Genomic DNA, 14,713 nt, shown 5'->3' with positions numbered 1-14,713 from the left:
TCCACGCATGGCGTGGATCTACATAACCGGGTCGGGGTTCACACCACCCCGGCGATGTACCTGGCGCTGTCGTACATACGCAGCGCCAGGCGCATCGCCGGTGCAGACGGGCCGGTCTCCAACTCCGACCGGCCCTGATCGCGGCCGCACCCCCGCAGGCGCTGGCCACCATCCACACACGTGCCGCCGTCAGGCGGCTTCGGACACCTTCACTTCGCGGCGGGCGCGGACGGCAGCAGCCAGCCGCTCCAGCACCGTCACGGTGGTGTCCCAGTCAATGCAGCCATCGGTGATGCTCTGGCCGTAGACCAGCGGCTGGCCTTCCACCAGCTCCTGACGGCCACCGACCAGATGGCTTTCGACCATCACACCGACGATGCGCTGCTCACCGTCTTCCAGCTGGATGGCGATGTCTTCGATCACCTTCGGCTGGTTCTCATGGTTCTTCAGGCTGTTGGCGTGGCTGGCATCGATCATCAGCCGCGTCGGCAGCTTGGCCTTGGCCAGTGCCTGGCAGGCATCGGCCACGCTGGCCGCATCGTAGTTCGGCTGCTTGCCACCACGCAGGATCACATGGCAGTCCGGGTTGCCGGTGGTGGAGACGATGGCGGTGCCGCCCTGCTTGGTGACCGACAGGAAGTGATGCGGGTTCGAGGCCGCGCCCACGGCATCGGCGGCGATCTTGACGTTGCCGTCGGTGCCGTTCTTGAAGCCGACCGGGCACGACAACCCCGACGCAAGTTCGCGATGCACCTGGCTTTCGGTGGTGCGTGCACCGATCGCGCCCCATGCCACCAGGTCGGCGATGTACTGCGGCGAGATCACGTCGAGGAACTCGACACCGGCAGGCAGGCCGAGCTTGTTGATGTCACGCAGCAGGCCACGGGCGATGCGCAGGCCCTTGTCGATCTTGAAGCTGCCATCCAGGTCCGGGTCGTTGATCAGGCCCTTCCAGCCCACCGTGGTACGCGGCTTTTCGAAGTACACGCGCATGACGATTTCCAGTTCGCCGGCCAGCGCATCGCGCAGCGGCTTCAGGCGCTGTGCGTACTCGATGGCGGCTTTCGGGTCGTGGATCGAGCATGGCCCGACCACCACGGCCAGGCGGTCGTCGCGGCCGTGCAGGATCTGGTGCAGGGCCGCGCGCGAGGCGCTGACGGTGTCGGAGGCTTCGTCATCGCAGGGCAGCATCGCCAGCAGCTGGGCAGGCGGTGTCAGCGGTTCGATGGTGCGGATACGCAGGTCGTCGGTGTGCGGGGGCATGGTGGGGGTCTCTACGGAACGTTGGGGGTCCGCAGCGTGGCGACATGAAAAAAGCCGCCAGGTTCGCTGGCGGCTTTCGGGAATGCGTCTGAAGCTTTCTTCAGGGTGAGCGCAATCCTTCCTCCGCCGGGGGCTTCGGAAAGTAATACCAATAAAAGCTGGCGTGGGTTGCGTTCATGGGATCTATTGATAACACAGGGTTTTGGCAGGTGCCAACTGTTTCATCCGCAACTGCGGGCGCGGTTCAGCGGACTATCGGCCGCCATGCACTTCCACGTCCAGCAACAGCGTCTCGTGGATGTCGACCCAGCGCTCCACTACCCGGTCCAGTTCCTGCCTGGCCTCATCCAGCTGTTCGGGGTTGAGCATGGATCGGGCCGTATACAGATCGGACACCAGCTGCCGCAGGGTGGCTTCCTGGATGGCGACCACCGGCCCTTCCAGGCCGGGTACCTGCAGCGCAGGACTGCTGCCCAGCGCTCCGTACAACGTCACCTGGATCTTGCTCTGCATGCTCGACTTCCCTGCGGATGGATACGGCCGAGCGCCATCTTTACCCGGAATGGATGAGGCGCGCATGTGCCACCGCAGGCCGCACTACAGCGCTGCGAGGTCCGCCAGGTGCTGGGCCATCGCATCCACTGCGCCCACGGCATTGGTGGTGGCGAAGTAGTCATGCCAGCCGGTGGCACTGATGGCGGCCATCAGCGCATCGGCATCTGCACGGCTGGCGCACTGCCAGACCGCGTAGTACTGCTCGGCGCTGGCATGTGTCACCTCGCTGGCCACGCGGCCCATCGCCAACGGTGCGATGCATGCGGGGTCGAATTGCTGCATGCCGGCACCGATACGGGTGAAGAAGGTGTTGCGCTGTTCGGCGGACAAGGCTTTCCAGGCCGGCGTCGCGGTGTACAGCTCGATGAGGAGGTGGGACATGGGGTCTTCCTTGGGGGTCATGGGGTTGCCGGCCAGCGGCCGGCATCAGCGGGAAACGGGTGAACGGTGCTGCGTTACAGCGAGCGCAGCGCACGCTTGCGGATGTAGGCGTTGGCGACGCTGTCGCGGGTTGACTGCCACCTCGTGCACACAGTGCGCACCCAATCAGATTGGCTCTTGCCGGCGTCGTTGAGCCAGTTGCCCACCGAGTCCTGCACGTAGCGCTCGGGATCATCGGCCAGTGTTTCCAGCAAGGGCAGCACGTGCTCGGGCTGCTGCTTGAACAGCGCAATGTGCGTGGCCCAGACACCGCGGGGGCGCAGCGCCTCACAGGCGAAGCGGCGCAGATGCAGCGACGGCTGCTGCGCCCAGGGTTGCAGCAGAGCGAGCGCCTCCAGTGGCCCGGCGACGATATCGCTGCGCAGCGCCAGCCACGCCCATTCGCGCACACCGAAGTGCGGATCGTCTGCCAGTGGATGCATCGCCTGCAGCTTGTCGGCCAGCGTCGCCTGCGCGTCAGCGCCGATCAGATAGCACGCCCACCCCCGCACGGTGTCGGAGGGATGGGCCTGCCAGTGCTGCACGTCGCCCTGCCCTGCCTCGCGCAGCAGCGCTGCGGCCAGGGCCATGCGCTGGGTGATTCCCTTGCCCGCGGCGGCGCGCATGCGCTGTATCGCGGCCGGTGGCAAGGTCGGTGCCACTGCCTGCAGCAACGCAGCAAAGTCCACCGCCAGGCACTCGGCCAGATGCGTGCTGGCGGCGCTTCCCGCATTGAGTGCCCGCAGGCGTGCGGAGGCGATGGCGGTGCTCATGTGCCTGTTTTCTGGCCTGCGTCGGTGTGTCGCCAGACCTTTTCCAACAGCAGCGACAACTGCGCCTGTTCGCTGGAATCAAGACCGTTGAACAGTCCGCCGATCCATTGCGTGTGCTGGTCGAACAACTCATCTGCCAGGCGTTTGCCGCGTGCCGTCAGCACGATCTGCAGACGTCGACCATCTTCGGCGTCGCTGCGCCGCTGCAGCAGGCCGTCACGCTGCAGGCCATCGAGCAATCCGCTGATGGTGGCGCGGGTGACGCCGGCACGTTCGGCCAGCTCGTGCGGCGGCAACATGCCGCCGGCGCCGTGCAGCAGGAACAGCACGACGAAGCGGCCTTCGCTGAGGCCGTGCGGCGCGAGGCGTGTGGCGCAGTCACGATCGATCGCGCCGGACAAGGCGAGCAGCTGGAAACACAGGCGCAGCTGCGCGACATTGGCGTGACCCCGCCGCTGCGCCTCCTCGACGAGGGCCTGGTGCTTCAACTCAAGCATCGCGTATCCAGATATGCTTAGGCAGCTAATCATAATCCATGAGGCAAGAACTGCAAGCCTCCCGCCGCCGCCGGCAGGGTCCGCAGCTCATCGATCGCGGAGATGCATCGCTACCATTCCATCACCCGCGACGGTGGGCCGGGATGCGACGGAAACAACGGCAGCACCTCTTCGGCCAGTTCCTGCAGCACATCGGCAGCTGGGCGCTGCGAGAACTGGATGCCGAGCGCGGCATGGTTGACTCCTGCACGCTGCCAGGCTTCCAGCAGCGCGATCAACCCCTTACGCCCGGTACGCAGGCAGTAGCCACCCTGCAGCGGCACGCGCGGATGGTCCGGGTCATCCACCAGATCCAGCCATTCATTGGTCATGTGCGGACGGAAGCCGCCGTCGGGAATCTGCGCGCGCCATGCGCGGATCTTCGCCGCCAGCCGCTGTGGTCCTGCCGTGTCATGGGTCGCGTCGGGATAGGTCAGCCAGCCGTCGGCGTGCTCGCCGATCCATTGCAGCGACTGCCGGGCACCACCGGTGACGATCAGCGGAATGCGACCGCTGACCGGCGGCGGCAGCAGCTGCACGCCCTGCGCGGCCCAGGGATGGCCGGCCAGCGTCCCGTCTGCGGGCTGCAACCATTGCCGGAAGGCCACCACGGCGTCGGCGAACCGTTCACCACGTTGGGCGTGGTCCAGGCCATAGGCGGGAAACTCAAGCGGTCGATCACCCGAGGCAATGCCCATCACCAGCCGCCCTGCGGACAACTGATCGATCGACGCGGCCGCCTTGGCCAGGTCGATGGGATGCCGCAGTGGCATCACCACGCTGCCTGTCGCCAGCGCGACGCGATGGGTGCGCGCGGCCAGCCATGCGAGATACGTGAACGGATCGAACACCTGTCCGGCATCACCGAACTGGGGATCGAACAGCGGAACATCGCGCACCCAGACCGCAGCGAAGCCATGGCGGTCGATGGCTTCCACCAGCGCGGTCTGTCCCTGCAGTACCGCCATGTCGCCCTGGTAGAAACGCAGCGGCAGGAAGATGCCCAAGGTCAGCGCATCGGCGCGGAACATGCGCTGATAACCGGCATGGCCGGCGAAGGTTGCTGCCGAAGCACCGTGGATCGAAAGGGAGGCTGTCATCGCAGGGATCTCCTCAAGGCCCGGTCGCTGGCTCAGGCAGCAGCACGCCACGCTGGACCGCGGGCCGCGCGGCTACGCGCTGGTACCACGCCGAAAGATGGCGATGGCGCGAGAAGTCGATGTCGATCACGCGGAGCACATGCAGCCAACCGAAGTGGGCGATGTCGGCGATCGAGTAGTCATCGCCGGCCAACCAGGGACGCGCGGCCAAGCGTGCATCGAGGATCGCGAAGATGTCTTCGGAGAGGTGCCGGTAGCGCTCGATCGCCGGCAGGTAACGTTCCTGCGCGAAGTGTTCGAAATGCACGCGCTGGCCGAAGATGGGACCGACGCTGGAGGCATGGAACATCAGCCAGGTGATGGCGTCCCAGCGCGCGGCCGGTGCCTGTGGCAACAATGCTCCGCCCTGCTCGGCGAGGTACAGTAGGATCGCCGCCGATTCGAACAGCACGATGCCTCTGGCGCGGTCTTCGAGGACCGGAATGCGACCATGCGGGTTGAGGCGCAGGAAATCTGGATGGCGGTGTTCACCCTGTTCGATGCGCACGTGGTGCAGGCGATAGGGCAGGCCCAGCTCCTCCAGCGCGATGGTGGCCTTGTAGCCATTGGGTGAGCTGTCGGTATGCAGGTGCAGCGAAGGTTCGGTCACGGAGACGTCCTGGAGGCAGAAATCGGGTGCACGCGCGCTGCCCGCCCACACCATGGGCAGGGCGAAGCGATGTGGAAAAGGCGCTGCAGCGACCGTGCAACCAGTCTAGGAACCGGGCATGCAGGTGGGAAACGATGTCTGCTGAAGTTGCAGTTGAGCCCAGCTCAACATCGCGCGCACCGACGCGACAGCCATCGACCCGGCCGATATGCTGTGCTTTGCGCTGGCCGGTGAACGTGCCGACGTCTCGCCAGCATCGTCACGGGAGAATGGAAGATGGGTGCGGTACTGCCCTTGCTGGCCCTGCGGGCCTTCGTTGAAACCAGCCGCCACGGCAGCCTGACAGCGGCCGCCGAAGTGATGGGCGTGACACCCGGTGCCGTCAGCCAGCAGCTGCGGCAGTTGCAGGAACGGCTCGGCGTCAGCCTGTTCGATCGAACCCGCCATGGCGTGGTGCTCAGCGCGGCCGGCAGCCGCATCTACCCGGAACTGCGTCAGGCCTTCGATCAGATCGCCAGCAGCCTGCACGCACTGGAAGCGTGGCAAGGCAGGTCATCGTTGCGGATCAGCGCCGCGCCCAGTTTCGCCGCGCAGTGGCTGGCGCCGCGACTGGCCGATTTCAGCGCGCGGCATCCAGGAATCGACGTGCAGTTGGATGCCAGCCCCACGTTGGTGGACCTGCGCCGTGATGGCATTGACATCGCGATCCGGCATGGCCTGGGCCAGTATCCGGGGCTGCATGCAGAGCACCTGTTGGCACCGGCGTTGCTGCCGGTGGCAAGCCCCGCGCTGCTGGCAACCGTGCCAGCGATCACCCGCGTGCAGCACTGCCTGCGGCTGCCGCTGCTGCAGGACAGCGAACGCAGTGACTGGCGTCTGTGGTTCCAGGCTCTGGGCCTGCCACAGGATGCGCGCCTGCAGCGCGGCCCCGCCTTCGACGACGATCTGTTGTTGATACGTGCGGCGGCAGCCGGCCAGGGCATCGCGCTGGTGCGCGACATCCACGTGGCCGACGAAGTGGCCAGCGGTCGCCTGCAGGTGGTCCTGCAGCAGCCGTGGCCGCAGTCCTTCGCCTACTACGCCGTGACCCGGCCTGGCAGCGAGGGCAGCGACAGAGCGATGGTGGCAGCGTTCCTGGCGTGGCTGCAGGACAACATATCGACGGCACGCGCAGCGTAGCGGCGGTCAATCCCGCGTTGCCCGCGTAGATGCACGCCAAGCGTGGATGCAGCCCACAAAAAAACCCCGCCTTGCGGCGGGGTTTTTCATTGCAGCAGGGAAGCGTGCCGACCTGGGTCGGCCGCTACCGGTGCAGCGGGACTTAGAAGTCCATGCCGCCCATGCCACCCATGCCGCCCATGCCGCCAGCGCCGCCCATGGCCGGCTCGTCCTTCTTCGGAGCGTCGGCAACCATGGCTTCGGTGGTGATCATCAGGCCAGCGATCGAGGCGGCGTTCTGCAGCGCCGAACGGGTCACCTTGGTCGGGTCCAGGATGCCGAACTGCAGCATGTCACCGAACTCGCCGGTGGCGGCGTTGTAGCCGAAGCTGCCGGTGCCTTCCTTGACCTTGTTGACGATGACCGACGGCTCTTCGCCGGCGTTGGCGACGATTTCGCGCAGCGGGGCTTCCATCGCGCGCAGGGCGATCTGGATGCCGTGGTTCTGGTCTTCGTTGGCACCCTTCAGGCCAGCCAGCGCGGACACCGCACGGACCAGGGCAACGCCGCCGCCCGGAACCACGCCTTCTTCAACGGCCGCACGGGTCGCGTGCAGGGCGTCGTCGACGCGATCCTTCTTTTCCTTCATTTCGATTTCGGTCGAAGCGCCAACCTTGATCACTGCAACGCCACCGGCCAGCTTGGCCACGCGCTCCTGCAGCTTCTCGCGGTCGTAGTCCGAGGAGGTGTCTTCGATCTGGGTCTTGATCTGCGCAACGCGCGAATCGACCGCAGCCTTGTCACCCACGCCATCGATGATGGTGGTGTTTTCCTTGGAAACCTGCACCTTCTTGGCGCGGCCCAGGTCCTTGATGGTGGCCTTTTCCAGCGACAGGCCGACTTCCTCGGAGATCACGGTGCCGCCGGTCAGCACGGCCATGTCTTCCAGCATCGCCTTGCGACGGTCGCCGAAGCCCGGAGCCTTGACGGCCACGACCTTGACGATGCCGCGGATGGTGTTGACCACCAGGGTCGCCAGCGCTTCGCCTTCGACTTCCTCGGCCACGATCAGCAGCGGCTTGCCGGCCTTGGCGACGCCTTCCAGCACCGGCAGCAGGTCACGGACGTTGGAGATCTTCTTGTCGTGCAGCAGGATGTACGGGTCATCCAGGTCAGCGGTCTGCGACTGCTGGTTGTTGATGAAGTACGGGGACAGGTAGCCGCGGTCGAACTGCATGCCCTTGACCACGTCCAGCTCGTTGTCCAGGCCCGAGCCTTCTTCAACGGTGATCACGCCTTCCTTGCCGACTTCCTTCATCGCGTTGGCGATGATCTGGCCGATCGACTCGTCCGAGTTGGCCGAGATCGTGCCGACCTGGGCAATGGCCTTGTCGTCAGCGGTCGGCTTGGAGATGTTCTTCAGCTCGGCGACGGCAGCCACGACGGCCTTGTCGATACCGCGCTTGAGGTCCATCGGGTTCATGCCGGCAGCAACGGCCTTGGCGCCTTCGCGGATCAGGGCCTGGGCCAGCACGGTGGCGGTGGTGGTGCCGTCGCCGGCGTCGTCGTTGGTACGCGACGCGACTTCCTTCACCATCTGCGCGCCCATGTTCTCGAACTTGTCAGCCAGTTCGATTTCCTTGGCGACGGACACGCCGTCCTTGGTGATGGTCGGGGCGCCGAAGCTCTTCTCGAGCACGACGTTGCGGCCCTTCGGGCCCAGGGTGGCCTTGACGGCATTGGCGAGAACGTTGACGCCGCGCACCATGCGCGAACGGGCGTCTTCACCGAAACGAATATCCTTGGCAGCCATTGCAGTTACCTCATTGGTAGCGCCGGGCCATGCCCGGCGGCTGGGTGTTTGGAATCAGGGGATGAAGCAGGTCGCGCCGACGCTCAGCCGATGACGGCGAGCACGTCGTCTTCGCGCAGGACCTTGTATTCGACGCCTTCGCTCTTGTACGAGCTGCCGGCGTACTGGCCGTAGATGACCTTGTCACCGACCTTCAGCGACGGAGCGCGCACGGTGCCGTTGTCCAGCGGCTTGCCCGGGCCCACGGCCACGACTTCACCCTTGGTGGACTTTTCCTTGGCGGAGTCCGGGATCAGGATGCCACCGGCGGAAACTTCGTCGGCTTCGATCGGCTTGACCACAACGCGGTCGTGCAGCGGCTTGATGCTCATGTGGGACCTCTTAAGTTATTGATTGGTCTGAAAAAGTCCGGCGATGTTAGCACTCGCACCAGGCGACTGCCAGCAACGCGCGTGAAAAAGCCCGACAGGTCGGGAGCACGACAGAGATGGAGACCTCCGGAGGCCTTTCAAGGCCCGCCGCCGAAATTTTTCTGCGGAGACCCGGCGGCGCTCCATTCCTGCGCGGTCGCATTTATAGGGATGCGACGCGGCAAGCCAAGGGGGAAATCGCGGGCATTTGGTGACCACCGTCTCACTGTCAGATATCTGGCGTTCATTTACGACAAAGTGTCACCAGATCGGCTTTAGGGTGGCCCGGCATTCCCAATCACAAGGAGTAGTCGATGCGATTGCTGTCCCCGCTCGCCGCCGCCTGCCTGCTGGCACTGGCCGCCGCGCCGGCCCAGGCCGAGGTCTTCATCAACGAACTGCACTACGACGACAGCACCGCTGCCGGTGACGTCGGCGAAGCCATCGAAGTGGTCGCCACCGCCGGCGAGGACCTGTCCGGCTACCGCCTGTACCTCTACAACGGCAGCAATCCGTCGGCCGCCACGGTCTACGCCAACAACGCAGTACCGGCGGGAACCGCGGCCAGCTGCGGCAGCGCCACCCTGGCCGTGGTCACCTACCCCACCAACGGCCTGCAGAACGGCCCCAACGACGGCATCGCCCTGGTCGACGCCAGCGGCAAGGTGGTCCAGTTCCTCAGCTACGAGGGCGCGATCACCGCCTCCGGTGGCCCCGCTGCCGGCATGACCAGCCAGAACATTCCGGTTGCCGAAACCAACAGCACCGCGGCGGGTACCTCGCTGCAGCTGACCGGCAGCGGCAGCCAGTACGCGCACTTCACCTGGGCCGAATCGGCCAGGCAGACCTTCGGCAGCTGCAACAACAACCAGACCTTCAGTGGCGGTGGCACCCCGGGCCCGAACACGCCGCCGTCGGTGTCCACCACCACGCCGGCACAGGGCAGCAGCACCTTCCCGGCCGCCGCCGACCTGGAAGTGGTGTTCAGCGAGACGGTCAACCTCGCCAGCGGCGCCTTCGCACTGACCTGCGGCACCTCCGGCAGCGTGCCGCTGACCTGGCCGGCCAGCGGCAAGAGCGTGAAGCTGTCGACCAACACCGCGCTGGTCGCCGGTGAGGCCTGCCGCTTCGACATCCGTGCCGCACGCATCACCGACGCGCAGGGTGCCCGCCCGGCGACCGACAGCCGCATCGCCTTCACCGTGGCCACCACCACCGGCAACCCGGACCCGGGCAATCCCGGCGGCCCGGCGGGCTATTACTCGAAGGTCAACACCAGCAGCCCCAGCCAGCTGCGCTGCTCGCTGCACGCCACCATCAAGGGGCACACCGCGTATCCGTACAGCGGCTCGGGCACCAGCACCTGGACCATCCTGGAGATCGCCGACGAAGATCCCAACAACAGTGGCAAGATCCTCGATGCCTACCGCAACCGCAGCTACACCAAGGTGAGCGGCCGCGCGGGCACCGGCAGCGGGCTGACCTACAACCGCGAGCACACCTGGCCCAATTCGCTGGGCTTTGCCAGCACCACCGGCGACAAGGGCCTGCCGTACGCGCCCTACACCGACACCCACATGCTGTACCTGACCGACGCACAGTGGAACGCCGACCGCGGCAACAAGCCGTTCGGCAAGTGCGACGCCAACTGCGGCGAGCGTGCCACCGAGGCCAACAACGGCCAGGGCGGCGGCAGCGGCGGCTACCCGGGCAATTCGAACTGGGTACGCACGCCGGATGGCAACGCTGGCACCTTCGAAGTGTGGGGTGCGCGCAAGGGCGACATGGCGCGCGCGGTGATGTACATGGCCATCCGCTATGAAGGGGGCAAGGATGCGGCCACCGGCCAGTCCGAACCGGACCTGGAACTGACCGACGACCGCAGCAAGATCGTCAAGACCAGCAGCTCGCCGGCCTATATGGGCCTGCTGTCGACCCTGATCGACTGGCACCTTGCTGATCCGCCGAGCGCTGCAGAACGTGCACGCAATGACGTGATCTACAGCTTCCAGGGCAACCGCAACCCGTTCATCGACCACCCCGAGTGGGCCACCCCGGGCCTGTTCACCTCGGCCAAGCCGGCCACCTGCCAGCTGGCCAACTGACCGCGCAACGCTGCGGTCCACTGCCGTCGCCGGGCCCTGCCCCGGCGACGGCCCTATACTCGACGGTCATGTCGACCGTCGATCCCGTCCTGCTGCTGTTGACCACCTGCCCGGACCGGGCCAGTGCCGAGCGCATCGCGCACGCGCTGGTCGCCGAGCACCTGGCTGCCTGCGTCACCCGCCTGGACGGCGCACAGTCGACGTACCGCTGGCAGGGCGAGGTCACCACCGACGCCGAACTGCAGCTGCTGGTGAAGACCACCGCAAGCCGTGTCGATGAAGCCATCGCCCGGATCGTCGAACTGCATCCGTATGAACTCCCGGAGTGCATCGCGGTCGAAACCCGGGCCGGCCTGCCGGCGTATCTGGACTGGATCCGGGCACAGACCCGGGAGGACACTGATTGAAGACTCTGTTTGCGCGTGGCGCCGCCTTGTGCGCTTTGTTGTGGCTTTCATTGCCGGCCTTCGCACTGGATGAGAAGGATCTGCTGCCGGTGGACCAGGCGTTCGCGCTGACCGCCAGCGCGCCCGAGCGTGGCCAGATCCAACTGCAGTTCAAGATCGCCCCGGGTTATTACCTGTATCGCCACCGCACCACGGTGAAGGCCGATCCGGCCTTCAATGCCGCTGCCCTGCAGATGCCCGCAGGCAAGAAGCACCACGACGATTTCTTCGGTGAGGTGGAGACCTACCGCGAGCGCCTGCAGGCCACCCTGCCCGGCGCGCCCACCGATGCCGCCGGCACCATCAGCCTGGAAGTGCGTTACCAGGGCTGCGCCGATGCCGGTGTGTGCTACCCGCCGCAGAAGCGCGTGGTGCAGGTGACCCTGCCCGGCGCGGGCGGTGCGGCTGCCACGCTGCCGACCGCACGCGCCACCGGCGCCAGTGCGTTCAACAACCCACTGGCCGGCGCCGGCAGTGGCGGTGGCCTGCGGCTGCCGGGCACCAGCAACAGCCAGGCACTGCCGCTGCCGTCGGAACAGGCATTCGGCTTCGATGCCATCGCCAGCGATGGCAACACCCTGCTGCTGCGCTTCAGCCCGGCACCGGGCTATTACCTCTATCGCGACCGCACCTCGCTGAAGCTGGAAGGCAGCGCCGGGGTACTGGCCGACAAGCCGCGTTGGCCGGCGGCGCAATCGCACCGCGACGAGCACTTCGGTGACGTGGCGGTCTATTTCAACCAGGTGGAAGTGCCGGTGCCGTTGCGCCGCAGCCGCGCCGAGGCCGTCGACAGCACGCTGGTGGTGACCTTCCAGGGCTGCCAGACCGATGGCATCTGCTACCCGCCGATGACCCGCCGGGTGAAGTTGTCGATCCCCGCCGGCAAGGCCAACGCCACCAGTGATGCACCTGCTGCACGCGACGAAGTGATCCGTTCGCTGCCCGCTTCGGCCGCTGCCAGCACCCGTGAGGCCGCCAACGGCACGCCGCTGCGCCTGCTTCCGACCGTACCCAACGGCGCGCCGGCCAATGCCGGTGGTGCCGACGCCAGCAACGGCGCACGCGATGCCTTCGCTGCCGACGCGCAGCAGGACAATGCGCTGCGTACCAAGGCCCCCAGCCGCGTGCCGAAAACCGACAGCTCGCTGCTGTGGGTACTGCTGCTGGCGCTGGGCGGTGGCCTGGTGCTGAATCTGATGCCCTGCGTGCTGCCGATCCTGTCGCTGAAAGTGCTGAGCCTGGCGCAGAGCGGCGAAAGCCCCGAGCGCGCCCGCAGCCATGCCATGTGGTACACGCTGGGCGTGCTGGTCGCCTTCGCGGTGATCGGCGCGCTGATGGTCGGCCTGCGCATGCTGGGCAACGCGGTCGGCATCGGTTTCCAGCTGCAGCATCCCGGCGTGGTCGCGGCGTTGGCCTACATCATGTTCGCGGTGGGCCTGAGCCTGTCCGGCGTGTTCACGATGGGCGGCGGCATCGGCAACTTCGGCCAGTCGCTCGCACGACGCAGTGGCCCGGCCGGCGACTTCTTCACCGGCGTGCTGGCCTGCGTGGTCGGCAGTGCGTGCGTGGGTCCGTTCTTCGGCCCGGCGGTGGCCTATGCCTTCGTTGCACCACCGGTGGCGGCGATGCTGGTGTTCCTGTTCCTCGGCCTGGGCCTGGCCCTGCCGTTCCTGCTGATCGGCTTCGTGCCGGCGCTGGCCCGTCGCCTGCCCAAGCCGGGCCAGTGGATGGAAACCCTGAAGCACGTGCTGGCCTTCCCGATGTATGCCGCCGCGTTGTGGCTGCTGTGGGTGCTGGGCAAGCAGCGCGGTGTGGATGGCATGGCGCTGGCACTGGGTGGCCTGTTGCTGCTCACCGGTGGCCTGTGGCTGTTCGAGCGCAGCCGCTGGCGCAGCCAGCGCGCGGCCGGGCTGCTGGGCGTGCTGCTGGTGATCGCGGCGCTGGTGCCGGTGTGGGCCGTGACCCAGCTGGCACCGCCGGCACGTGCCGCGCAGGCGAGCAGCGAGAACGTGGTGGAGTATTCGCCGCAGATGCTGGACCGCCTGCGCGCCGACAACCGCGTGGTGTTCGTCAACATGACCGCCGACTGGTGCGTGAGCTGCAAGGCCAACGAACGCGCGGTGCTGTCGCGCCCGGAGTTCAAGGAACTGCTCAAGCGTACCAACGCGGTGTACATGCGCGGCGACTACACCAACGTGGACCCGCAGATCACCGCCTTCCTGGATGAGCACAAGGCCGTGGGCGTGCCGCTGTACGTGGTGTACGGCCCCGGCGCACCGCCGACGGTGCTGCCGACCCTGCTGACCCAGGCGCTGGTGGAAGAAGCGCTGCTGCGCACCGCACGATGAAGTGGCAACGGCCAGCACTGCTGTGGACAGCGGTGCTGGCTGCCGGGCTTGGCCTGTGGGCCGGCAATCGGCTGGCGCCGCCGCCGGTGGCCCAAACCGCAGCGCCTGTTGCCGTATCGCCGCCGGCGTTGCCGGTGCTGCGCCCTGGTGATCCGCTGCCGGCGCTGGTCCTGCCCGATGCTGAAGGTCACGCGCAGGATATCCGCGAACGGTTCAAGGGCCAGCCATTGCTGGTCAATGTCTGGGCCAGCTGGTGCGGCCCGTGCGTGGAAGAAATGCCCGAGCTGGCCCGCTTTGCCGAGGGCCAGGGCACGCGCGGCGTACAGGTGTTGGGCCTGGCGCTGGATACACCGGACGGCGTGCGCGATTTCCTGCAGCGGGTTCCGGTGAACTATCCCATCGTCCTGGATACCCCCGGCCCACGCGATGCCAGCGTGCAGTTGGGCAATGCGCAGGGCCTGCTGCCGTACAGCGTACTGTTCGATGCGCAGGGGCGGATGGTGAAGGCCAAGCTCGGCCCGTTCGCGCACGGCGAGATCGAAGGCTGGGCGAAGTAAGGTCGGCAGGGCTGCGCCCTGCACCCGCAGAGGCCGAAGCAACGGCAACAGCCGAAGCAACGGCAACAGCGAGCATTCCGTGGGATGGCGGGGCGGTGTCGGAGTGCGGGGACGCCGCAAGTACGTCCCTGTAGGCTTGGCAGCCGCATCCATGCGGCTGACACCCCGCACTCCGACACCGCCCCACCTCTGACAGATTTCCGGCTTCTGCTGGATCCACCTCATGCGTGGATGAATCTCCATTGAAATCGAAGATTTCGACAATTGAACGAAGAGCATCCACGCATGGCGTGGATCTACGTGTCGACCAAGGTCGACACCCACCAAGAGCAGGTCATGCCATCCAGACAGATTGCGGAGATCTGTCGAAGGCGGGGTGGGTCCGGTTGCGGGGGTGTCCGCGGCATGGATGCCGCGGCCAAGCCCCCAGGGACGGGTTGCGGTGGTCTAATGAACTTGGACACTCGATAGGATCATTTTCGAGCATCGAGGTAGACCCATGGCAAAACAGATCACTCAGGGCATGAGGGACGAGGCGGTTCGCCTTGTCGTTGTAGAGGGGCAGACAGTAAGAGACGTC

14 protein-coding genes are annotated in these 14,713 nt (G+C 66.5%); 5 read left to right on the top strand and 9 right to left on the bottom strand.

Annotated elements, in window-relative coordinates; all coding sequences use genetic code 11:
* Positions 1-189: 189 nt before the first annotated feature.
* The 7 genes from GIW57_RS20280 to GIW57_RS20250 all read right to left on the bottom strand — a co-directional run bounded on the left by GIW57_RS20280 (position 190) and on the right by GIW57_RS20250 (position 5,296).
* The gene (locus GIW57_RS20280) at positions 190-1,263 is read right to left on the bottom strand and encodes a 3-deoxy-7-phosphoheptulonate synthase (RefSeq protein WP_236512527.1); all 1,074 of its coding nucleotides are present in this window, start codon (positions 1,261-1,263) and stop codon (positions 190-192) included.
* A 252-nt stretch (positions 1,264-1,515) separates the two neighbouring features.
* Positions 1,516-1,776, bottom strand: coding sequence for a hypothetical protein (locus GIW57_RS20275; protein WP_025878654.1), 261 nt, complete (start codon positions 1,774-1,776; stop codon positions 1,516-1,518).
* 84 nt (positions 1,777-1,860) lie between these two features.
* Complete coding sequence (locus GIW57_RS20270; protein ID WP_236512526.1) at positions 1,861-2,199, bottom strand: DUF6616 family protein; 339 nt, start codon at positions 2,197-2,199, stop codon at positions 1,861-1,863.
* 74 nt (positions 2,200-2,273) lie between these two features.
* Positions 2,274-3,011: a DNA alkylation repair protein gene (locus tag GIW57_RS20265; protein ID WP_236512524.1), complete on the bottom strand. Its 738-nt coding sequence runs from the start codon at positions 3,009-3,011 to the stop codon at positions 2,274-2,276.
* Complete coding sequence (locus tag GIW57_RS20260; protein WP_236512522.1) at positions 3,008-3,508, bottom strand: MarR family transcriptional regulator; 501 nt, start codon at positions 3,506-3,508, stop codon at positions 3,008-3,010. The genes GIW57_RS20265 and GIW57_RS20260 overlap by 4 nt, the downstream gene beginning before the upstream one ends.
* A gap of 110 nt (positions 3,509-3,618) precedes the next feature.
* A complete protein-coding gene (locus GIW57_RS20255) occupies positions 3,619-4,647 on the bottom strand; it encodes an LLM class oxidoreductase (RefSeq protein ID WP_236512521.1) in 1,029 nt (342 codons plus the stop codon).
* Between the two features lie 13 nt (positions 4,648-4,660).
* Complete coding sequence (locus tag GIW57_RS20250) at positions 4,661-5,296, bottom strand: glutathione S-transferase family protein (RefSeq protein WP_236512519.1); 636 nt, start codon at positions 5,294-5,296, stop codon at positions 4,661-4,663.
* A 276-nt stretch (positions 5,297-5,572) separates the two neighbouring features.
* On the opposite strand from GIW57_RS20250, the gene GIW57_RS20245 reads away from it, so the two are divergent.
* On the top strand, positions 5,573-6,475 hold the full coding sequence (locus GIW57_RS20245; RefSeq protein WP_236512518.1) for a LysR substrate-binding domain-containing protein: 903 nt from the start codon (positions 5,573-5,575) through the stop codon (positions 6,473-6,475).
* Positions 6,476-6,617: 142 nt separating this feature from the next.
* On the opposite strand, the gene groL is transcribed toward GIW57_RS20245, so the two are convergent.
* Together groL and GIW57_RS20235 are read right to left on the bottom strand one after the other, a co-directional pair.
* Complete coding sequence (groL, locus tag GIW57_RS20240) at positions 6,618-8,267, bottom strand: chaperonin GroEL (RefSeq protein WP_025878650.1); 1,650 nt, start codon at positions 8,265-8,267, stop codon at positions 6,618-6,620.
* A gap of 83 nt (positions 8,268-8,350) precedes the next feature.
* The gene (locus GIW57_RS20235; RefSeq protein WP_089237231.1) at positions 8,351-8,638 is read right to left on the bottom strand and encodes a co-chaperone GroES; all 288 of its coding nucleotides are present in this window, start codon (positions 8,636-8,638) and stop codon (positions 8,351-8,353) included.
* A 353-nt stretch (positions 8,639-8,991) separates the two neighbouring features.
* Between GIW57_RS20235 and GIW57_RS20230 the strand changes: the two genes are divergently transcribed.
* From GIW57_RS20230 to GIW57_RS20215, 4 genes are all read left to right on the top strand, one after another.
* Complete coding sequence (locus GIW57_RS20230; protein WP_100462232.1) at positions 8,992-10,782, top strand: endonuclease; 1,791 nt, start codon at positions 8,992-8,994, stop codon at positions 10,780-10,782.
* Positions 10,783-10,850: 68 nt separating this feature from the next.
* Entirely contained in the window at positions 10,851-11,189 is a 339-nt protein-coding gene (gene cutA / locus GIW57_RS20225) for a divalent-cation tolerance protein CutA (RefSeq protein WP_025878647.1), read from the top strand.
* The gene (locus GIW57_RS20220) at positions 11,186-13,576 is read left to right on the top strand and encodes a protein-disulfide reductase DsbD domain-containing protein (RefSeq protein WP_236512516.1); all 2,391 of its coding nucleotides are present in this window, start codon (positions 11,186-11,188) and stop codon (positions 13,574-13,576) included. The genes cutA and GIW57_RS20220 overlap by 4 nt, the downstream gene beginning before the upstream one ends.
* Entirely contained in the window at positions 13,573-14,133 is a 561-nt protein-coding gene (locus tag GIW57_RS20215; protein ID WP_100462230.1) for a TlpA disulfide reductase family protein, read from the top strand. The genes GIW57_RS20220 and GIW57_RS20215 overlap by 4 nt, the downstream gene beginning before the upstream one ends.
* Positions 14,134-14,713: the final 580 nt, after the last annotated feature.

Origin of the sequence: Stenotrophomonas sp. PA-6-5C (genome assembly GCF_021605635.1) — a bacterium.
Lineage (GTDB): Bacteria > Pseudomonadota > Gammaproteobacteria > Xanthomonadales > Xanthomonadaceae > Stenotrophomonas > Stenotrophomonas lactitubi.
Note: the sequence above shows the minus strand (reverse complement) of the source record. Positions and strands in the feature narration are given on the sequence as shown.